The organism is Paraburkholderia kururiensis, assembly GCF_034424375.1.
Taxonomy (GTDB): Bacteria; Pseudomonadota; Gammaproteobacteria; order Burkholderiales; family Burkholderiaceae; genus Paraburkholderia; species Paraburkholderia kururiensis_A.
This window is the reverse complement of record NZ_CP139965.1, coordinates 2,217,757-2,236,989: the sequence shown is the minus strand read 5'-3', so window position 1 is coordinate 2,236,989 and position 19,233 is coordinate 2,217,757. Positions and strand designations below refer to the sequence as shown.

18 protein-coding genes are annotated in these 19,233 nt (G+C 67.6%); 6 read left to right on the top strand and 12 right to left on the bottom strand.

All coding sequences use genetic code 11. From position 1 onward, the window contains the following. Positions 1 to 202 precede the first annotated feature (202 nt). Positions 203 to 988: an aspartate/glutamate racemase family protein gene (locus tag U0042_RS10050; RefSeq protein ID WP_114814945.1), complete on the bottom strand. Its 786-nt coding sequence runs from the start codon at positions 986 to 988 to the stop codon at positions 203 to 205. Between the two features lie 22 nt (positions 989 to 1,010). Continuing rightward, positions 1,011 to 2,513 carry an NCS1 family nucleobase:cation symporter-1 gene (locus U0042_RS10045; RefSeq protein ID WP_114814944.1) on the bottom strand — a complete coding sequence of 501 codons (1,503 nt, stop codon included), beginning with the start codon at positions 2,511 to 2,513 and terminating at the stop codon, positions 1,011 to 1,013. Positions 2,514 to 3,262: 749 nt separating this feature from the next. Here U0042_RS10045 and U0042_RS10040 point away from each other — a divergent pair. Next, entirely contained in the window at positions 3,263 to 3,520 is a 258-nt protein-coding gene (locus U0042_RS10040; protein WP_114814943.1) for a DUF3079 domain-containing protein, read from the top strand. A 132-nt stretch (positions 3,521 to 3,652) separates the two neighbouring features. Here the strand turns inward: U0042_RS10040 and ldcA are convergent, their stop codons facing one another. From ldcA to U0042_RS10015, 5 genes are all read right to left on the bottom strand, one after another. Continuing rightward, complete coding sequence (gene ldcA, locus U0042_RS10035; protein ID WP_114814942.1) at positions 3,653 to 4,582, bottom strand: muramoyltetrapeptide carboxypeptidase; 930 nt, start codon at positions 4,580 to 4,582, stop codon at positions 3,653 to 3,655. A gap of 30 nt (positions 4,583 to 4,612) precedes the next feature. After that, positions 4,613 to 5,284, bottom strand: coding sequence for a tRNA adenosine(34) deaminase TadA (tadA, locus tag U0042_RS10030; RefSeq protein WP_114814941.1), 672 nt, complete (start codon positions 5,282 to 5,284; stop codon positions 4,613 to 4,615). Continuing rightward, positions 5,281 to 5,748 (bottom strand): DnaJ family domain-containing protein, encoded by a 468-nt coding sequence (locus tag U0042_RS10025; RefSeq protein ID WP_114814940.1) that lies wholly within the window; start codon positions 5,746 to 5,748, stop codon positions 5,281 to 5,283. Before U0042_RS10025 ends, tadA begins: the two co-directional genes overlap by 4 nt. Before the next feature lie 136 nt (positions 5,749 to 5,884). Next, positions 5,885 to 6,484, bottom strand: a complete 600-nt coding sequence (locus tag U0042_RS10020; RefSeq protein WP_157977912.1) for a 2'-5' RNA ligase family protein — start codon at positions 6,482 to 6,484, stop codon at positions 5,885 to 5,887. Between the two features lie 50 nt (positions 6,485 to 6,534). Further along, positions 6,535 to 7,389, bottom strand: coding sequence for a helix-turn-helix transcriptional regulator (locus U0042_RS10015; protein ID WP_114814938.1), 855 nt, complete (start codon positions 7,387 to 7,389; stop codon positions 6,535 to 6,537). A gap of 137 nt (positions 7,390 to 7,526) precedes the next feature. Here U0042_RS10015 and U0042_RS10010 point away from each other — a divergent pair, with 137 nt between their 5' ends. Further along, the gene (locus U0042_RS10010; protein ID WP_114814937.1) at positions 7,527 to 8,414 is read left to right on the top strand and encodes an SDR family oxidoreductase; all 888 of its coding nucleotides are present in this window, start codon (positions 7,527 to 7,529) and stop codon (positions 8,412 to 8,414) included. A 144-nt stretch (positions 8,415 to 8,558) separates the two neighbouring features. On the opposite strand, the gene U0042_RS10005 is transcribed toward U0042_RS10010, so the two are convergent. Then, a complete protein-coding gene (locus U0042_RS10005) occupies positions 8,559 to 10,097 on the bottom strand; it encodes an amino acid permease (protein WP_114814936.1) in 1,539 nt (512 codons plus the stop codon). Positions 10,098 to 10,210: 113 nt separating this feature from the next. Next, on the bottom strand, positions 10,211 to 11,020 hold the full coding sequence (locus tag U0042_RS10000; RefSeq protein ID WP_114814935.1) for an SDR family NAD(P)-dependent oxidoreductase: 810 nt from the start codon (positions 11,018 to 11,020) through the stop codon (positions 10,211 to 10,213). Positions 11,021 to 11,330: 310 nt separating this feature from the next. Here U0042_RS10000 and U0042_RS09995 point away from each other — a divergent pair, with 310 nt between their 5' ends. After that, positions 11,331 to 12,317, top strand: a complete 987-nt coding sequence (locus U0042_RS09995; protein WP_114814934.1) for a helix-turn-helix domain-containing protein — start codon at positions 11,331 to 11,333, stop codon at positions 12,315 to 12,317. A 98-nt stretch (positions 12,318 to 12,415) separates the two neighbouring features. Here U0042_RS09995 and U0042_RS09990 read toward each other — a convergent pair whose 3' ends face one another. Continuing rightward, positions 12,416 to 13,000, bottom strand: a complete 585-nt coding sequence (locus U0042_RS09990) for a pyridoxamine 5'-phosphate oxidase family protein (protein ID WP_114814933.1) — start codon at positions 12,998 to 13,000, stop codon at positions 12,416 to 12,418. A gap of 221 nt (positions 13,001 to 13,221) precedes the next feature. After that, complete coding sequence (locus tag U0042_RS09985) at positions 13,222 to 14,475, bottom strand: YbfB/YjiJ family MFS transporter (RefSeq protein ID WP_114814932.1); 1,254 nt, start codon at positions 14,473 to 14,475, stop codon at positions 13,222 to 13,224. Between the two features lie 119 nt (positions 14,476 to 14,594). On the opposite strand from U0042_RS09985, the gene U0042_RS09980 reads away from it, so the two are divergent. The 3 genes from U0042_RS09980 to U0042_RS09970 all read left to right on the top strand — a co-directional run bounded on the left by U0042_RS09980 (position 14,595) and on the right by U0042_RS09970 (position 17,824). Further along, positions 14,595 to 15,509 carry a LysR family transcriptional regulator gene (locus U0042_RS09980; RefSeq protein ID WP_114814931.1) on the top strand — a complete coding sequence of 305 codons (915 nt, stop codon included), beginning with the start codon at positions 14,595 to 14,597 and terminating at the stop codon, positions 15,507 to 15,509. A gap of 181 nt (positions 15,510 to 15,690) precedes the next feature. Continuing rightward, entirely contained in the window at positions 15,691 to 16,986 is a 1,296-nt protein-coding gene (locus tag U0042_RS09975; RefSeq protein WP_114814930.1) for an MFS transporter, read from the top strand. A gap of 55 nt (positions 16,987 to 17,041) precedes the next feature. Beyond that, on the top strand, positions 17,042 to 17,824 hold the full coding sequence (locus tag U0042_RS09970) for a substrate-binding domain-containing protein (protein ID WP_114814929.1): 783 nt from the start codon (positions 17,042 to 17,044) through the stop codon (positions 17,822 to 17,824). A 24-nt stretch (positions 17,825 to 17,848) separates the two neighbouring features. Here the strand turns inward: U0042_RS09970 and dctA are convergent, their stop codons facing one another. Continuing rightward, positions 17,849 to 19,198, bottom strand: a complete 1,350-nt coding sequence (dctA, locus tag U0042_RS09965; protein WP_114814928.1) for a C4-dicarboxylate transporter DctA — start codon at positions 19,196 to 19,198, stop codon at positions 17,849 to 17,851. Positions 19,199 to 19,233 lie beyond the last annotated feature (35 nt).

Here is a 19,233-nt window from a genome sequence, read left to right as displayed (position 1 = left end):
CCCGAAGCGCCCATACAGCGGGCGAGATAGTGCCCGTCAGCGGCGATGTATGTGCGGTGCGCAAATGTGACGTGGGCGTGGTGCCCGAAGCTGACACGGTGTCGACATGGTGCTGCCGCTATGCAGTCGCTGCCATGCGCTGTTTGCGACGGGAGCGCTCATTGCCCGCCATCGCCGACCTCGCGTCCATCACAACCAAACCTCAGCCGAACCGATACGCCGTCTTCGGCACCTCCCCATCCGGCACGCCGTCATCGCCGGGGCTGAAGCGTTCGAAGTCGCCGTCGTAACGCTTCGGAAGCGGCCGCGCGAAGTCGCCGCGCTTGGCCGTGCCGAGCCGCAACGTGACGAGCGCTTCGGCCCACTTCACCGCGGCCGTCACGCCCTCTACCACCGGCACGCCCACGGCGTCTTCCACGTAGGCGCACAGCTCGGCCATGCCGGCACAGCCCAGCACGATGGCCTCGGCGCCGTCTTCGTCGAGTGCCCGGTGGCATTCGTCCACGATCAGCTCGCGTGCCGCCGAACCGGGCCGATCCAGATCGAGCACCGCGACGTCGGTCGCGCGCACGTTGCGGCAGAAGCGCCGCATGCCGTAGCGCTCGGCCAGATGCCAGGCCATCGACCGTGTGCGGGCCAGCGTCGTCACCACCGAAAAGCCCGGTGCCAGCACGCTCGCCGCGTGCATCGCGGCCTCGGCAATGCCGATCACCGGCCCGCGCGCCAGCTCGCGTGCTGCGTACAGCCCGGGGTCGCCGAAACAGGCGATCACGTAGGCATCGAAGCCTTCGCGTTCGCCCGCGGCCACTTCGGCGAGCAGGCCCGGCGTGGCCATCGCCTCGTCGTAATAGCCTTCGATGGAAGGCGGCCCCATGGTCGGGCTGACCGCCACGACTTCGGTGCCTGCCGCCGCGACGTCGCGCGCGCAGCGGCCCATTGCATCGGTCATGCGCTGGGTGGTGTTCGGATTGATGAGCTTGATGCGCATGGTGACTCCCAAGGTTGAGCGATCAGCGCGTGACCGCCATCGCTCGATAAAAAACCGCGCCCAGCCCCGCGCCGATGAACCACGAGAAGTTCGCGAGGCTATCGAGGTGAGGTACGAGCACACACGCCACCGCGATCAGCGCCGCGGGCAGTAGCGCGGCCACCGCCCGATAGTTGACGCCGTTGCGGTACCAGTAAGCGCCCGTCGGCGACACGGTGTAGAGGTCGGCTGTATCGAGCTTCTGGCGCTTCACGAGGTAGAAGTCGGTCACGAGCACGCCGTAGAGCGGCCCGATGAAGCTGCCCAGCACGTCGAGCGTGTAATGGATCACGGCCGGGTTGTTGAAGAGGTTCCACGGCGTGATGAAGACGGAGGCCACTGCCGCCAGCATGCCGCCTGCGCGCCAGCTGATGAGACGCGGCGCGACGTTCGAAAAGTCGAATGCCGGCGACACGAAGTTCGCGACGATGTTGATGCCGATGGTGGCGATGGTGAAGGTCAACGCGCCCAGCACCACGGCCGTGGGCTGATCGATGCGACCCACCGTTTCGACGGGGTCGGTAATCAGTTGTCCGAACACCGGCAGCGTGGCCGACGTGGTCACTACCGTCACGAGCGAGAACGCGAGGAAGTTGACGGGCAGCCCCCAGAAGTTGCCGCGCTGCACGCTGCGAAAACTCTTGCCGTAGCGCGAGAAGTCGCCGAAGTTCAGCATCGGTCCCGAGAAATACGAGACCACGAGCGAGATGGCCGTCACCATGACGGGCAGCACCTCCATGCCGTGATACTTCACTCCGCCGAGGTTGATGCCGATGTTGTTCCAGCCCGCGCGCCACACCATGTAGCCCGCCAGCACGAACATCACCACGTAGACGGCGGGGCCGGCGAAGTCGATGAACTTCTTGATGGTCTCCATGCCGTTCCAGAACACCAGCGCCTGCAAGACCCAGAGCGTCATAAAGCCGGTCCAGCCGAGCGCCGAAAGACCTGCGAAGCCATGCCGATGCAGGTCGGCATACGGCATCAGTTGCGGGAAGAACTTGAGCACGACGATGACGAGCGCGCTCGACGCAAGGTAGGTCTGGATGCCGTACCACGCCACCGCGATGAGCCCGCGGATCACGGCGGGAATGTTCGCGCCGAGCACGCCGAAGGTCGCGCGGCACGCCACGGGGTACGGCACGCCATGCATCTGGCTGGGCCGTGCGATGAGATTGCACAGCACGTTCACGATGCCGATGCCCACGAGCAGCGCGATCAGCACCTGCCAGCTCGTGAGGCCCAGCGCGAAGAGACTGCCCGCGAACACGTAGCCGCCCACGCTGTGCACGTCCGACATCCAGAACGCGAAGATGTTGTAGGCGCCCCAGGTCTGGTGACGCAACGGCGCGAGGTCGTGGTTGTAGAGACGCTCGCTGTAGCCCGCGGGCACGAGGACGTCGCCGTCCACGCCTGCGTTGCCCGACTGCGCATCGTCGTAAGCGGATGCTGCCGGCGCACCTTGCGCCGCACTGAACTGAGCCATGACTCCTCCTCCGTGAGATGGAACCGCCGACCGCTGCCTTTCGCCTTTCGCTTTTCGTCGACGGCGGGCAGCCGCCGCTGTGCTGCATCCCTCATGCCAGTTGCCGGCGGGCTCGCAGGCGCGTTGCGCCGCGGCCTGCCGGCTCGTCAGCCAAATTGAGCGCCGGCGAAATGGCATGGGGCGCCACGGTGGCCTGCGTACTTTGCGTACGGCGTTTGTCGTCGAGGCGAGACCGCGGCGCTCGCCTCGACGTGGGTACTGTCCTGGATTCGTTTCAGTGCGCGGCGCACCACGTGCAGGCACGTCGGCGCCGATGGCCGGCGCCCGGGTGAAGCACGTTCGCCCGTGCAGGCGCCGTTATGGTGGTTATCTTAGGATGGACATAAAGATTGTCAACAATTTTTGAGTGGGGTTTTCGCGGAGATGAGCGGATGGGGTTTGCTGCTGCAGGGCTTCAAAGCACCTAAGCTCTGGCCTCTTTTGGCGTTACGGCGGGGTTCTGCAAGGATTGCAGCGAGTTCAGAAAGACACCTTGGTCGATCGGCTCACCGCTAATTTTGTCAACAAAAAACCAGGCAGAACGACGGCTGGAACAGCGGCCACGCACACGGCCCTGGCAAGGCCATCGGAATTGACCCACGCCAAAGCCGGCACGCGTCTGTGCGTCATTCAGACCCGGCTCCGCTGCCAGGCCGAGCCCGATAATGATGCTTTTGCGTTGTCGCGATGGCTTCGCCGGGAGAACACGCATGGTCAAGGTCTTTCCGCTACACCCCCTGCGTCCGGAGCGCATCTGCTGGGGCTGCGACCACTACTGTCCCGCGAACGACATGCGCTGCGGCAACGGGCAAAGCCGCACCCAGCATCCGTCCGAATTGCTCGGCGACGACTGGTACGAACACGGTGACTGGGGGCTCGATGTGAGCCCCGGCGACAAATGCGTGAAATCCGGCAGTGGCGGCACCGCGAGCCCGGCGCCTCGTGCGGCGCCCAGCGTGCCGCGCTGAGCCCGTCGGACAGGCCTTGCGAGGCCACCCGGCCTCGACGCCGCGAAGAACATAGAAGAAAGCAAAAGAAAAAAGCGGGCCATTCGTGAATGGAACCCGCTCCGCCTGCGCTTCCCCGATGCGCGCCGCCTCTTACCCCAGGTGCGGATAGCCGCTCACCGCGAGCCTGAACCCGTTGGCATCGGCATCCAGCTTCGCCCTTGCGCCCACGGGCAGCGTCACCATGTCGGCGATATGGCCGAACGGCAAACCCGTGATGACCGGAATGCCGACCACCGCGCGCACCTGCTCGATCATGGCCGCGAGGTCGTAGCCGTTGTCGTAGTCGAACGCCTTGCCGCCCGAAAAGCCGCCCAGCACGAGCGCCTGCTGGCGCGCCAGAATGCCAGCCAGGTGCAGCTGATAGATCATCCGTTCGACGCGAAACGGCTGCTCGTTGACGTCTTCGAGAAACAGGATGCCGCCTTCCACAGGCGGCATGTAGGGCGTACCCACCAGCGACGACAGCACCGCCAGGTTGCCTCCCCACAGCGTGCCCGCGACGCTCGCAGCCTGGGTCTGCGGCGCCTCGACCTCGAGCGTGAAAGACGGCCTGGATAGCGCCTGCCAGAAGTGCTCCATGGTGAACGGGCTCAGTTCTTCGGCGCCGAAGTCGCTCGCGAGCATCGGACCGCCGAACGTCACGAGGCCGGCGCGCGCGAGCAGCGCAAGCTGGATCGCGGTGAAGTCGCTATGCCCGACGAGCGCGACCGGCTGGCCGCGCAGCCGCCGCTGCAAGCCTTCATAGTCGAGCCCGTGCAGGATGCGCACCGCGCCGTAACCGCCGCGCACGGCGAGCACGATGTCGGGCAGCGGCTGCGAGGCATCGGCGAGCCGGTTCAGTTCCGCGGCACGCTCGCCGTCGGTACCCGCGAACCGCTGGTAACGCCGCGCGAGCGCCTCTATTCCCTCCACGCGATGCCCCTCCGCGCGCAGCCGCTCGACGGCCCGCGTGATGGCGTCCGGATCGTGCGGGTAGCCCGAAGGGGCGATCAGCAAAATGGTACGGGCATGAGCGGTCATGGCAGGAAGCAGTCGTGTCGTCGTCGTGGGTCAGGAAGGCAGATCGGTATGCGGTGCTTGAGCGGTGGCGGCTGCCGCGGCCCGCGCCTCGCGGCTGGCCCGCCGCCGCTCGGCGAAGAAGCTGCGCAGCGCGTCGCCGCATGCGTGTTCGAGCACGCCGCCCGTGACAGTGGTGTGGTGATTGAGCTGCGTGTTGGCGAAGGCGTCGACCACGCTGCCGCAGGCGCCCGTCTTCGGGTCCCGTGCGCCGAACACCACGCGCGCAATGCGCGCGTGCATGATCGCGCCGGCGCACATGAGGCACGGCTCGAGCGTCACATACAACTCGCAACCCGGCAGACGGTAGTTCCGTTGCGACGCGGCGGCGGCCCGCAGGGCGACCATTTCCGCGTGCGCGGAGGGATCGTGAGCGCCGATAGGATGGTTGAAGCCGGTCGCGATCACCTCGTCGCCGCACACCAGCACGGCGCCCACCGGCACTTCGCCGGCCGCGCGCGCTTCGTCAGCGGCGGCGAGCGCGAGCGTCATGAAATGGAGATCGCGTTCGGAAACGGGCTCGGGGTTGCCCGTGAAAGCATGGCTAGCCGCGGATGGCGCCGCTTCGTTCGGCGTATCGGAAGCATCGGATGCATTCGGCGACGCGCATGCCCCGGGCCCTTCCGACGTATCGGCCACGTGGGGCTCGTCGGGTACGACGCTCACCGCGGTCTCGCTTCGAGGCTCTCGCCGCCTTCGCGGCGGTCTTGAAGCGCAGGGCCGGCCGGCGCCGGTTCCGTGCTCGCGGCATCGCCCTCTTCCACGACACGCTCGGACAGCCGCTCGGCAATGCGCCGGCAATACTCGCGCGGCAAGACCATGGGGCCGCCGCGCAGCGATTCGAGCGCCATATCGAGCGCGAGCATCTTCGCCTGGAGCCGGCAACGCGCGGCGCGGTCGCTCACCGCGTCCAGTTCGTCGCGCAGATCGCGCAGCGCGCGCAGCTGTTCGACTGCGGGCGGAACGAAGCCGGCGTTTTTGAGAATGCGGTTCGCGACGCGCACTTCCTCGGGCACGAGCAGGTCGTCGTCGAACGCCTGCGGCTGTCCGGCCCCCGGCAAATCGTCGAACTCGCCGCGCGCGGCTGCGGCGGCAATGCGTTGTTCGACGAGAGCATCAAGCAATTTCATCTGCGATCCACGGCGTTTGCGGCCCCGGCATTTTATCAGGGTGTTCACAAAACGTTCACAGCGCATGGCGGCTGTTCGTCGAAGGTTCCTTCGGCTCGCCGGCACACCCGCCGACACGGCCACTCGGGCCGAGTCCTTACTGCGCGAGCCTCCACCGGCCCAGCACCACATGCCGGCGCTGGCCGATCAGGCTGTGCACGAGCAGAAACTCGCTCACCGTCCAGGCAATGGGCGGTTCAACAGGGAAGTCGCTCGCGCCGTTGTCGCCGCGCGCGAGCGTCAGGTGAGGCGTATAACCGGACGCCGATCCGACCCGAAAACCCACGTCCCTGAGCGCGGCGCCCAGCGCCTCATGCAGCAAGGCGCACCCGACCACGCCCTCGCCGCCCGTCAACACGAACGGATGCCGCGACTGCTCCGGCGAGAAGCGGGTCGCCGCGTCGAACGAGACGTTGAACTGCCGCATCGACACCGCGGTCGCGGCGGCACTCGCACGCGCGACGACGTCGTTCGGCACGCCCGCGTAGACGCCCAGCTCATGCAAGGTGACGTGCAGCAGCGGCACGGGAACCGGCACGCCCGCAAGCCCGCGCTGCCCGTGCCCAGTGAATAGCCGCTGCACCAGCGCAGCAACGCGCGCGGCGGCCTCCACGTCGGGACGCAGCAGGAACAGCAGGCGGTCCGTGGCAGCCGGCACGGGCGCTTCGAAGCCGGGCAAGGCGAACTGCCCCGGCATGGGTGAGCGAGAACCCAGCGAACGGGCACGGGCCGGCGGACGGCGCACCGTCATGCCGTCACGGGCGCCGTCACGCGCGCGGCGATCAGTGCGCGAATGCGCTCGGCGTCGTCGGCCGTGGTGGGGTTGTAGACCATCATCGTGAGGTCAGGCCGCCCGTCCACGGCGAACGACGAGAACTCGAGCGACAGCAGACCGGCCACGGGATGCCGCAGCTGCTTCGAGCCCTCGCCGTGCATGCGCACGTCCTTTTCGCGCCACAGGGCCGCGAATTCGGGGCTCGATGCGCTGAGTTCCGCGACCAGTGCCTCGACGTTCGCCGCCGCCGTTGCCCCCGCCCGGCAGACGCCCGCACGGAACGTGGCAAGAAGAAAGCGCGCCACGCTTTCCCAGTCCAGTTGCACTTCATGCATTCGCGGGTTGCCGAAGAAGAGCCGCAAGACATTGCGCTGCTGGACTGCAAGCGAGGCGTAATCGGTGAGCACCGATGCCGCCGCGCGATTCCACGCGACGATGTCCCACGTCGGCGTCTTGACGAGGGCCGGGCTCAGTTCGAATGCATCGAGTACGCGCTGCAGGCGCGGCGTCACGCCGCTCGCTTCGTAGCGCACCGCGGGCGGCCGGCCCTGCGCCAGCAGAAAGAGGTGTTCGCGCTCCACCGGCGTGAGCAGCAGCGCGCTGGCGAGGCGTTCGAGCACTTCCGCCGAAGGGGCGCCGCCGCGCCCCTGCTCCAGCCACGTGTACCAGGTCGCGCTCACGTTGGCGCGCAGCGCGACTTCCTCGCGGCGCAGTCCGGGCGTGCGGCGGCGCGTGCCCGAAAAGCCGAGCGCGGCGGGGTCGAGCCGTGCGCGGCGGTCCTTCAGGTAATCGCCCAGCAGATTGGGGGGTGCGTTCGGCGTGCTCATCCTGTTAGTCCGTATACCTGTAAAACGCCACGACTTCACCGCGTGACGCGAACGCGCGAGAGTGCCGACGTACCAGGATCACCCAGGACCACCCTGGATCAACCAGCATTCACCAGCAACACTCAGGAGATTTGGCTATGCGCGTGTTCGTTACCGGCGCCACCGGATTTGTCGGTTCCGCTATTGTGCGGGAATTGCGGGATGCGGGACACGAAGTGCTCGGGCTTGCCCGCTCGGATGCGGGCGCGGCGTCGCTCGTCGCGGCCGGCGCTCAGGTCCACCGCGGCTCGCTCGAAGAACTGGATGCCCTGCGCCGCGGCGCGGCGGCCGCGGACGGCGTCATTCACACGGCGTTCAATCACGACTTCTCGCGGTTCGTCGAGAACTGCGAGCTGGACCGCCGCGCCATCGAGGCGATCGGCGATGCATTGGCGGGCTCGAATCGCCCGCTCCTCGTCACCTCGGGCGTCGCGTTGCTCACACAAGGGCGCGCGGCCACCGAGGACGACGTGCCGCCGCCGCGCTCCGAGCACTACCCGCGCGTCTCCGAAGCGACGGCGAACGCGCTCGTGGCACGCGGCGTTCGCGCCTCGGCGGTGCGGCTGCCGCCTTCGACGCACGGCGCGGGCGACCACGGTTTCGTGCCGATTCTCATCGCGATCGCGCGCGAGAAAGGCGTGTCGGCCTATGTGGGCGACGGACTCAACCGCTGGCCCTCCACCCATCGCTTCGACGCCGCACGCGTGTTCCGGCTGGCACTCGAACACGGCGCCGCGGGCGGCCCGTTTCACGCCATCGCGGAGGAAGGGGTGCGGTTCAAGGACATCGCCGACGTGATCGGGCGGCGCCTCGGCATACCGGTCGTCTCGCTTTCGCCGGAAGAGGCCGTGCAGCATTTCGGCTGGTTCGGGCGCTTTGCCGGCGCGGACCTGCTGGCGTCGAGCGAGCGCACGCGCAGGCTGCTCGACTGGGCGCCGACCCAGCCGGGGCTGCTCGACGATATGGAAGCGACGTACTTCGACTAAGACCCGGCCCCTCGACTCACGGCATGGAGCCAGCAACAGCGGCCGGCGCCGGGTTCCCGGTGCCCCGCTCCCAAGCCGCGGTTCCCCAGAAACAAACGGGCCGGGCGTAGAGCCCGGCCCGGCACTGATCCCGACCAGCTTCGCTCAAGCCTCATCCAGTTGCCCTTCGATGCCTTCGAGCGCGCGTTCGCGCTCTTTCGTGAGGCCGCCGATAGGCGGCCCGCTAAAGCTCTTGCGCACGCCGCCCACGTACCAGATGGCAAGCAGCACCACGAGCAGCGCGACCATCACGTAGATCACCTTCTCGTTGGGCGGCTGGATGCCGACATACGCGAGCACGAGTGCGCCGAACACGGCGGCCACGGCAAACGGCTTCGAGAGCCAGCCCAGCTGGAACGGGCCTTTTTCGGTCCACGTGCGGCCTTCGGCGAAGATGCCGGCCGCCGTCGGCATGGCGTACGAGACGAACAGGAACACCGCGCTGCCCGCGCTCAGCACCGTGAACGCGTCGCCGTACAGCGTGACGAGAATGGCGAGCACGGCCGAGACCCAGATCGCCGTGCCCGGCGTGCGATGCGAGGCGTTGACCTTGCGCAGCCACTTCGAGCCGGGCAGACCGCCGTCGCGGGCGAACGCGAACATCATCCGCGAAGTCGAGGTCACGGCAGCGAGGCCGCAGACGTAGTTGATGAAGAACATCAGCAGTTCGATGACGATGCGCAGCGGCCCCGGGATCGGCGCGAGGATGGCCTGGAAGAAGCCCGTGCCCTGCTTCACCGCGGCGCCGATATCGGGCATCACGAGCACGAACGCGCAGACCATCACGTAGCCGAACGTGGTGGACCAGAACACCGACCCGATGATGCCGCGCGGCACGTTGCGCGCGGCTTCGTGCGTTTCTTCCGAAGTGTGCGCGGACGCGTCGAAGCCCGTGATCGTGTACGCCGTGAGCAACAGGCCCGAGAGGAACGCGAGCGCCATGGTCTGCTTCGGCCACGCGCCGCCGTCCACGCCCGTGAAGTTCGTGAACGTGTAGAGGCGCGAGAGGTCCACCTTCACCGGCGAAAACGCCAGCAGCGAAATCACGAGCACCACCGTCACGACGAAGATCAGGTATCCCGACAAATCGGTGATGCGGCTTGTGATGCGAATGCCGCGATGGTTGAGAAACGCCTGCGAGGCCGTGATGACGGTGAGGAAGAGCGTCTGCGACCACCAGCCGAGCGAATCCGGATTCACGCCGAACATCGGCGCGATCAGCGTGCGGAAAAACGGATCGTAGGTGCCGTAGTTGATGGCCGCGACCACGAACACGAGCCCCAGCAGGTTCAGCCACGCAGTCAGCCAGCCCCACGTCTTGCCGCCGAGAATCGAGCTCCAGTGGTAAAGGCCGCCCGCCGTGGGAAACGACGACGCGATCTGCGCCATGGCCGCGGCCACGACGAGCGCGAACACCGAGCCCAGCGGCCAGCCGAGCCCGATGGATGCGCCGCCCGCCGCCGACAGTCCCATCTGGAACGACGTGATGCCGCCCGAGAGAATGCAGATCAGCGAAAACGAAACGGCGAAATTGGAGAACGCGCCCATGCGGCGCGACAGCTCCTGCGCGTAGCCCATCTTGTGCAGGAGCCTGACGTCGTTGTCGACCGGCTCAGCCGGTTGCACGGCCGGGTTGATATCCATGATCGATCCTTGATTCGAGGTTTAGGGCAGTGCAACTGCAATGGGAACAGCTTTGGATTGATGCTTCTTCGTTGCCGCTGATGCTTCGTTGCCGCGGGAACGATCGAGAACGCTCAGGCCGCGGTAAAACAGTTGTCGACGTAGAGGTGCGCGCCGTTGATGAACGACGCGTCGTCGCTCGCGAGGAAGAGCGCGGCCTGCGCGACCTCCTCCGGCGCGCAGAGCCGCCCCTGCTGCACCGAGAGCGCGGCCTCGCTCGCGTCGAAACCATATTTCGTGAGCGCACTCATTTCGCGGCGGCCGTGCGGCGTATCGATGAAGCCCGGGTTGACCGCGTTGCAGCGAATGCCGCGATCCCGATACTCGACTGCAATGGCCCGCGCAAACATGGCGCAGGCGCCCTTCGTCGTGCAGTACAGCACTTCGAGCGGCGTGGCCGCGACCGACGAAATCGACGCCGTGCAGACGATCGAGCCCCCGCCGTTCGCGAGCATGTGCGGCAGCACCGCGCGCGTCATCATGAACATGCTCTTCACGTTGACGTCCATGAGCCAGTCGTAGTCGTCGTCGGTCGTGTCGAGGAACGGCTTCACGACGATACTGCCCGCGTGATTGAACAGCACGTCGATGCGGCCGAAGCGCCGCGCGATGCCGGCAACCGCGGCGTCCACCGCCTCACGCTTCGAGACGTCCGCCGTGAAGAGCTCGGCCACGCCGCCCGCGGCGCGAATCTGCGCGACCACCTCTTCGCCCGCGTCCCCGTTGACGTCGACGAGCGCGACCTGCGCGCCCTCGCGGGCAAACAGCCGCGACGCCGCACCACCCGCGCCCGTCGCCCCGCCCGAGACGATGGCGATCTTGCCCGCCAGCCTGCCCGGGCGCGTTCCGGCGCCCTCCGTGTATCCGCCTGCCGCTACGCTCATGCAACGCCTCCTGTGTCGTTCCGTTGGCTCAACGGTAGTCACCACGCTGGAAGCACGATAAGCAGCCCAAATCGTAGCGACTATCCAAAATTGGCAAAAAAAACTTTGCGGACGGGATGTGTCGACCGGCCCCGAACCGCGCCGCCGAACCGACACCGTTGCGCACGACACGGCGCGCGGAACGACGCGCACCCGGCGTTTCCCCCATACAGCGCGCATTTTTTTCACTTACACTGGGGCGGCCGATTCCTGACGCCGCCCGCTTCCCGGGTCGGTGCCCGTGCCCCCTTCACTCGCGCCGGAGAACGCCATGCAGACGTGCGCCTCTACCCGCGCCGCAGTCGACATCCGACGCTGCCGGAACGTCGACGAACAGGCGCTGCTGCTCGACGCCTGGAACCAGACCTACTGCCAGATCTCGCGCGGACCGTTCGACGGGTCGGTGAGTTCGTTCGTCGCGGGCGGTATCCGCGTGCTGGTGGAGCGCCTGAACCGCACGGTGTATCAGCGCGGCGCGGTGGCGCCGGGGCGCATCGCGATCGGCGTGCCGTTCCAGCTGGAAGGGCCTGCGCTGCTGTGCGGCCAGGCCAGTCATCGCGACGGCCTGCACGTGTTTTCCGGCGACGGCGGCTTCGAGTTTCTTTCGCCGGACCGACATGTCGTCGTGAATCTGGAGATCGAGCCCGACGCGATGGCAAGCGTTCTCGCGCGCGAGCAGATCGCGCGGCTCGCGGCGCGGCTCGGCACGCATGCCACGGTGCTCGATGTCGACCCTGTGCAGTTGCAGGCGTATCGGGCCACGTTGAAGACGATGCTCGATGCGGTCACCTTGCAGCCCGCGCTGCTCGACGACGCCGGCGCCGTGGATGCGTTCGAGCGGCACGCCGTCTTCGGCCTTGCCGAGATGCTCGCGGCGACGCCGGACGATGCGCCCGCGCGAACCGCGTCTCCCGCGGCGGCGCGCATCTCGCGGCACTGGCAGCTGGTGCGCGCGGTGCGGGACGTCGTCGAGGAATCGCCGGACTGCGCGTTGTCCGTCGCGGAACTCTGCGCGCGCTTCCACGCGAGCCGCCGCACGCTGCAATACGCGTTCGAGGAAACGCTGGGCGTGAACCCGTCCGCCTACATTCGCGCGGTGCGCCTGGGACGCGTGCGGCGCGAGCTGCGCGGCGCCCGGTCCGTGACCGAGGTCGCGACACGCTGGGGCTTCTGGCACTTCGGAAATTTTTCGGGCGAGTATCGCGAGCAGTTCGGGGAACTGCCGTCGGAGACCTTCAGGCGCGAGAACCGGTGCTGACGGCGATACGCCGCGGTACGGCTGCTTGAGCGGTGCTTGAGCGGGTGCTTGACGCGGTATCGGCGCCGATCCCGTCAGCCTCGATTGAACGCGCCTCGTCACGGCGCGATCCAGCGGTGAATCCAACGGTCGCCCTCACGGGCATAGCACGCCCGCAATGGGCGAGCCCCTGACAGGTCCAGCCAGTCGAGCCGTGCCGGACGAACCTCGACCACGCAGAAATGCTGGAACCCTTCGGCGGGACCCGGCACATCGTGCGGATCGTGTGAGGCTCCGAGCGCGTCGTCCGCGTGGCGCATGGGCGTGCCGGGCGCGAGTCGCGTGCGGTAGGCGATCAGGTCATGATCGGGACTGGCGTGCCACGCATCGAGCCGCGCTTGCCCGTCGCGCACGATGCGGGCTTCGCCGGACACACGAATCTGCTGACTCCGCGCAGCGTCCACGGCAACGAGCGCAATGCGCGGCTCGCGGCTCAGTTCGGCCACCTTCGGCGAGCGCAGGTCGGTGTGAAAAGTGAGCAGGTTCTCCCGCTCGCTTACGCCGCGAAGCAGCACGGTACGCACGTTCGGCGACCCGTCGAGGCCGATGGTGCCAGCCTGCATCACCTTGAACGGCAGACTGTCTTCGCGTACCGAGGCGGCGAGGCTGTCCCAGATTCGGGCGTAAATCTGTTCGAGATTCATCGGGCGCGTTCCTGGCAAGCCGGTTCCGCGTCGATACAGAACCGGGCGTCCGCAACGAGAAAGCACACCGGATGCCCGCCTGTCATGCATGCATACGCTTGCGATGGCGCGCTGATGGCCACCCCGCGCCGCAAACCACGGACGCGGCACGGTACGAACGATCCACGTGCATCGAACCGCCCGTGCCCTCAAGGCCGCATCAAGCCCACGTCGAGCCTGTATCAACCCCGCGCCCGACGCCCCAGTACGGCCATCGCGACAAACCCCGCCGCGCCTGCAAGCAGCGCCGCCGCCGCGACCCACAGCGCCGGCGTGAACGAGCCGAAGCGCGCGGCCAGCGGCGCCGCGACGAGCGGCCCCAGAATCTGTCCGACGCCGTACGACGCGGTCGCATAGCCCATGAGGCCGGTCGCGTGGGCGCCGCGCAGGCGCCGGGCGTCGCGCATGGCGAACAGCGTGATCGCGGTAAACGGCAGCCCGAGCAAGGCGCTGCCCGCCGAGAAGCCCGCCGCGTTCGGCCACACGATGCCGGCCGCGATGCCGAGCGCCTGCGTCGCGCAACCGGCGGCCAGCAGCAGCCGGTTGTCCCAGTGCGCCGGCAAGCGCGCGGCGGCAAGGGCGCCGACGATCAGCGCCACGCCGAACATCGGCCAGAACAGGTCGGGCCACGGCGAGCCGGCGGGCAGCGCGGCGCGCGCGATCACGGGCAGGAAGGTAGCCGTGATGATGTAGCCGAAGCCCGGCAACCCGTACAGCACGACGAGTCCCACCGCATCGGCGCGCTGACGCCGCGTGTCGTCGTATGCCGGCGCCGCGGCGGGCACTGCGGTGACCACGCCAGCCGCCGCCTGCGGCGTTGCGCTGCCCGCAGGCACGACGCCGAACGTGCGCCAGATCGCCATCGAGAGCACGGCCGACAGCGCCGCGAATCCGAGCCAGCCCGGCGCGGCGCGCTGACCCTCCAGCGCACGGCCGATCAGCCCGGTCAGCACGATGCCGACACCCGGCCCCGTGTAGATCACCCCGCCCCACTCCGGCGCGTGCAGTTCGGCAAGCCGCCGCAGTCCCCATTGCGACACGAACACGAAGGTCCACGCACTGACCACGCCCGCGACGAAACGCACGGCGAGCCACACCGGCAGCAGATGCCCGACGCCCATCGCCGCCAGGAGCAGAGCCGTCGCGGCAAGCCCGAAGCGAATCATCCGCGCGGGCGCGACATGCAGCGCCGCGCAGCTGAGCGCGCCGACGAAATAGCCCGCGTAGTTGGCCGATGCGAGCCAGCTGCCCGCCTTCAGCCCGATCGACCCGTCGGCCAGCATCAACGGCAGCAGCGGCGTGAACGCGAAGCGCCCCACGCCGAGCGCGACCGCGAGCCCGACCATGCAGGCAAGCGCAGCCGCGCCGGCGCGGCGGTCGGTCGTGTCGGGCAAACGCTCGCGGACGTCAGCGGGCGGAGCATCGGAACGGGCCATATGCGAGGGGCCGCGCGGAAAACGCCGGCCGTAACGGAGGTGAAGGCTTTCATCGTAGCTTGACCCAACGTTCTCCGAAAATGAATAATCGAGAATCCATTCATCGCTGGGAGAGAACGATGGATCTGGCAGCCCTGGCCATCTTCCGGGCCGTGGTGCGCGAAAACGGCGTGACGCGCGCGGCGGCGAAACTCAATCGCGTGCAGTCGAACGTGACGACGCGCATCAAACAGCTCGAGGAGGAACTGGGCGCGGCGCTGTTCGTGCGCGACGGGCGCCGGCTCGTGCTGACGCCCGCCGGCCATACGCTGCTGCCGTATGCGGAGCGCCTGCTCGCCCTTGCCGACGAAGCGCGCGACGCCATGCGCGAAGACACGCCGCGCGGACGGCTGCGGCTCGGCACGATGGAGAGCACGGCGGCGAGCCGCCTGCCCGCCGTGCTCGCGCGCTATCACCAGGCGTGGCCGGACGTGTCGCTCGAACTCGTGACCGGCACGACGGGCTGGCTGATCGACAGGGTGCGCGACTTCGAGGTGGATGCCGCGCTGTTCGCGCGGCCGCCGGCACCCGACACGCTGCCCGATACGTTCGAGACGGTGCCGGTCTTCCGCGAGCACCTCGTGCTGCTCACCGCGCGCGGCCACCCGCCGGTTCGCACGCCACGCGACGTGATCCCGTCGACGCTGATCGCGTTCGAACGCGGCTGCACGTACCGCAAGTACGTCGAGCAATGGTATGCAACGCATGGAATGAAGCCCGCGCGCGTGCTGGAACTCGGCTCGTACCACGCGATCGTGGCGTGCGTGGCGGCCGGCGCAGGCGTCGCGGTCGCGCCGCGCTCGGTGCTCGACCTTCAGCCGGAGACGGAAGACGTCATGCAGCACGCCATCGCCGGCTTCGCCGAGATCGATACGCTGCTGGCGTGGCGGCAGGGCTACGCGTCAGCCGCGCTCGCCGCGCTGCGCGATGCGCTCGCCGAGGCCGCACGGCAGCCTCGCGGGGCCAGAAAGCGGGCGGCCGCCATGTCGGCGTGAGTCGGTGCAGCGGCCACCATCAGCGATGCGCACCGCTACCGCCGGCCGTCTCCCATTGATAACGAAAAAACATCAATCCTTCCGAAAATCGCACTTATCGTTTCGCCGGCTCCGGGCGAACATTGCCGAAACGACAATCAACCGACACCCGCGCATTTTCCGGATTTCAGGAGACACTTCGATGCACCCTTCGTCCAGCCTTCCGAGCGGACGTTCGAAGGCCGCTACGGTCTTTCGCGTCACGGCCGGCAACTTCCTCGAGCAGTTCGACTTCTTCCTGTTCGGCTTCTACGCCACGCAGATTTCCAAGGTCTTCTTTCCCGCCGACAGCGAGTTCGCCTCGTTGATGATGACCTTCGCCGTCTTCGGCGCGGGCTTTCTGATGCGACCGCTCGGCGCCATCGTGCTGGGCGCTTACATCGACGACGTGGGCCGCCGCAAAGGTCTCATCGTCACGCTCTCCATCATGGCGAGCGGCACCATCCTGATCGCGTTCGTGCCCGGTTACGCCGCCATCGGCCTTCTCGCGCCCGTGCTCGTGCTGTTGGGCCGCTTGCTGCAGGGCTTTTCGGCCGGTGCCGAGCTGGGCGGCGTATCGGTGTATCTGGCCGAGATGGCCACGCCCGGCCGCAAGGGCTTCTTCACGAGCTGGCAGTCCGCGAGCCAGCAGGTCGCCATCGTCGTCGCGGCGGCCCTCGGCTTCGCGCTCAACCAGTGGCTCAGTGCGTCGGCCATCGCCGCGTGGGGCTGGCGCGTACCGTTTTTAGTCGGCTGCATGATCGTGCCGTTCATCTTCATGCTGCGCCGCAATCTCGCGGAAACGCAGGAGTTCAAGGCGCGCCAGCATCGTCCCGGCATGAAGGAAGCATTCGGCACGCTGCTGCAAAACTGGGGTGTCGTCGTTGCCGGCATGATGCTGGTCGCGATGACCACCACGAGCTTCTACCTCATCACGGTCTACGCCCCCACCTTCGGCAAGACGGTTCTGCATCTGAGCACGTCGGACAGCCTGCTCGTGACCCTGTGTGTCGGCGCATCGAACTTCGTGTGGCTGCCGGTGGGCGGTGCGCTCTCCGACCGGATCGGCCGCCGGCCGCTTCTCGTCGGCATGACGGTGCTCACCGTCGCGACCGCCTATCCCGCGCTCTCGCTGCTCGCTCACGCGCCGTCGTTCACGAACATGCTGCTCGTCCTGCTCTGGCTCTCGTTCATGTACGGCATCTATAACGGCGCGATGGTCGTCGCGCTCACGGAAGTGATGCCCGTCCAGGTGCGCGTAGCCGGCTTCTCGCTGGCCTACAGCCTTGCCACGGCCGTGTTCGGCGGCTTCACGCCGGCCATCTCGACGGCGCTCATTCACATGACCGGCGACAAGGCCGCACCCGGCTACTGGATGAGCCTCGCGGCGGCGTGCGCCCTCGTCGCAACGTTCGCGCTCTATCGCCGCCGCGCGGCGACGTTGACGCCGGCGCACTGAGCCCCGGTTCATCCCGCATCTTCACGCACACACACGACCTCGCCTCACGACAACCATGCGAAATCTGCTTCTGAAACTCTGCGCGGCAGCGCTCGTTGCAACCTCCGCCGCCGCAGCGAACGTGCAGGCCGCCGACCTGCACGTCATGAGTTCGGGCGGCTTCACCGCTGCCTACAAACTGCTCGGCCCCCGCTTCGCCGCCCAGACCGGCAACACGCTGGACACCGCGCTCGGCCCGTCCATGGGCAAGTCGCCCGAAGCGATTCCGAACAGGCTCGCGCGCGGCGAGCCCGCAGACGCCGTCATCATGGTCGGCTACGCGCTCGACGCGCTGATCAAGCAAGGCAAGGTGATGCCCGGATCGCGCGTCGAGCTGGCCGATTCGCGCATCGGCATGGTGGTGCGCGAAGGCGCGCCGACACCCGACATCAGCTCGCCCGAAGGCCTCAGGCAGACGCTGCTGCATGCGAAGTCGATCGCCTACTCGGACAGCGCGAGCGGCGTCTATATCGAGCGGGAGCTGTTCAAAAAGCTCGGTATCGAGGACCAGGTGAAAGACAAGGCGAAGATGATTCCGCGAATTCCCGTGGCGTCGGTCGTCGCGAACGGCGATTACGAAATCGGCTTCCAGCAGGTGAGCGAGCTGCTGCCGGTCAAGGGCGCGACCTTCGTCGGCAAGATTCCCGAGTCGCTGCAGTCCGTCACGCGCTTCGCCGCGGGCATTCCCGTCGGCGCGCAGCATCCGAAGGAAGCGAAGGCGTTGCTCGACTATCTCGCGTCGCCGGACGTGCAGCCGGAAGTGAAATCCACGGGCCTCGATTCCGTCTCCGCCCACTGACGCGCCACCGCGGGAAGGCTTGCCTCAGGCCGCCTTCCCGTCGTCGCGGTTTTTTCTTGCGGCGTGACCGGCACGGTCGGCGCCTTCCGTTTCGCCGGGCTCACCAGCCTCGCGAGGCTCCGCCACGCTGAGCATCCGCGCCAGATGCGGACGATCGCACGCCCCTTCCCACGACGACACGAAGATCACCGCGCAGGCGTTGCTGATCACGCTCGTGAGGGCGCGTGCTTCGGACATGAAGCGATCGATGCCCACCAGAAGCGCCACGCCCGCAACAGGCAGATCGGGCATCACGACGAGCGTGGCGACGAGCGCCACCAGCCCGCTGCCCGACACGCCGGCAGCCCCCTTCGACGTCAGCAGCATGACGGCGAGCATCGTCGCGATCTGCTGCGCGGAAAGCGGCACGTCGCACGCCTGCGCGATGAAGAGCGAAGCGAGCGTCAGATAGATCGCGGTGCCGTCCAGGTTGAACGAATAACCCGCGGGCAGCACGAGCCCCACGACGCCTTTGTCGCAGCCCAGCGCCTCCAGCTTGACGATGAGGCGCGGCAACACCGGCTCCGTGGACGACGTCGCGAGCACGATGAGCAGTTCCTCGCGCAGGTAGCGTAGCAGGCGCCACAGCGCGAAGCCGTGCAGCCGCGCAAGCGGCGCGAGCACCAGCGCGACGAAGAGCCCGCATGCCGCATAGAAGGAAGCCATCAACATCGCGAGCGAACCGACCGAGCCGATGCCGAAGCGGCCCACGGTGAACGCCATCGCGCCGAATGCGCCGAGCGGCGCGAGCCGCATGATCATCGCGAGGATGCGAAACACGATCCCGGCGAGGCTCTCGATCAGTGCCAGCACGGGCTTCCCCGCGCGCGGATTCGCATTCAGCGAGAAGCCGAAAAGCAGCGAGAGCAGCAGCACCGGCAGCACCTCGCCCTTCTCGAAGGCGGAGAACGTCGTGTCCGGAATCACGCCCAGCGCGAACGCCACGAGCCCGTGCGGCTGTGCGTGTTTCGTGTATGGGGCAAGGATGCTCGAATCCAGGTGATGCACGTCGATGTGCATACCGGCGCCGGGCCGCAACACGAGTGCGGTGACGAGGCCGAACGCAAGCCCGGCTGCGGTCAGAAGATAGAAGAGCACCAGCGCCCGCACGATGGTGCGCCCGATCGTCTTCCCGTTCGCGAGCGACGTGATGCCGGGAACGATCGTGCAAAACACGATAGGCGCGATCATCATGCGCACGAGGCCGACGAACGCGTCGCTGAGAGGCTTCAACATGGCGCCGGCCGACGGCCAGAAGTGGCCGAGCGTCACGCCCAGCACCATGGCGAGCAGCACCTGCACGTAGAGCGAACGCAGCGGTCTTGCCAACCTCACGATACGGCCTTCCCTGTGGTCTTCCTTGTCGTCCT

What these genes read in the sequence shown, in the direction of transcription:
- U0042_RS10015 (WP_114814938.1), bottom strand. Translation starts at nt 7,389, where the DNA reads ATGAGCACGCCGAACGCACCCCCCAATCTGCTGGGCGATTACCTGAAG.
- U0042_RS10020 (WP_157977912.1), bottom strand. Translation starts at nt 6,484, where the DNA reads ATGCCGGGGCAGTTCGCCTTGCCCGGCTTCGAAGCGCCCGTGCCGGCT.
- ldcA (WP_114814942.1), bottom strand. Translation starts at nt 4,582, where the DNA reads ATGACCGCTCATGCCCGTACCATTTTGCTGATCGCCCCTTCGGGCTAC.
- U0042_RS09990 (WP_114814933.1), bottom strand. Translation starts at nt 13,000, where the DNA reads ATGAATCTCGAACAGATTTACGCCCGAATCTGGGACAGCCTCGCCGCC.
- U0042_RS09995 (WP_114814934.1), top strand. Translation starts at nt 11,331, where the DNA reads ATGCAGACGTGCGCCTCTACCCGCGCCGCAGTCGACATCCGACGCTGC.
- U0042_RS09970 (WP_114814929.1), top strand. Translation starts at nt 17,042, where the DNA reads ATGCGAAATCTGCTTCTGAAACTCTGCGCGGCAGCGCTCGTTGCAACC.
- U0042_RS09980 (WP_114814931.1), top strand. Translation starts at nt 14,595, where the DNA reads ATGGATCTGGCAGCCCTGGCCATCTTCCGGGCCGTGGTGCGCGAAAAC.
- U0042_RS10010 (WP_114814937.1), top strand. Translation starts at nt 7,527, where the DNA reads ATGCGCGTGTTCGTTACCGGCGCCACCGGATTTGTCGGTTCCGCTATT.
- U0042_RS09985 (WP_114814932.1), bottom strand. Translation starts at nt 14,475, where the DNA reads ATGGCCCGTTCCGATGCTCCGCCCGCTGACGTCCGCGAGCGTTTGCCC.
- U0042_RS10000 (WP_114814935.1), bottom strand. Translation starts at nt 11,020, where the DNA reads ATGAGCGTAGCGGCAGGCGGATACACGGAGGGCGCCGGAACGCGCCCG.
- U0042_RS10050 (WP_114814945.1), bottom strand. Translation starts at nt 988, where the DNA reads ATGCGCATCAAGCTCATCAATCCGAACACCACCCAGCGCATGACCGAT.
- U0042_RS10025 (WP_114814940.1), bottom strand. Translation starts at nt 5,748, where the DNA reads ATGAAATTGCTTGATGCTCTCGTCGAACAACGCATTGCCGCCGCAGCC.
- U0042_RS10005 (WP_114814936.1), bottom strand. Translation starts at nt 10,097, where the DNA reads ATGGATATCAACCCGGCCGTGCAACCGGCTGAGCCGGTCGACAACGAC.
- U0042_RS10045 (WP_114814944.1), bottom strand. Translation starts at nt 2,513, where the DNA reads ATGGCTCAGTTCAGTGCGGCGCAAGGTGCGCCGGCAGCATCCGCTTAC.
- U0042_RS10040 (WP_114814943.1), top strand. Translation starts at nt 3,263, where the DNA reads ATGGTCAAGGTCTTTCCGCTACACCCCCTGCGTCCGGAGCGCATCTGC.
- U0042_RS09975 (WP_114814930.1), top strand. Translation starts at nt 15,691, where the DNA reads ATGCACCCTTCGTCCAGCCTTCCGAGCGGACGTTCGAAGGCCGCTACG.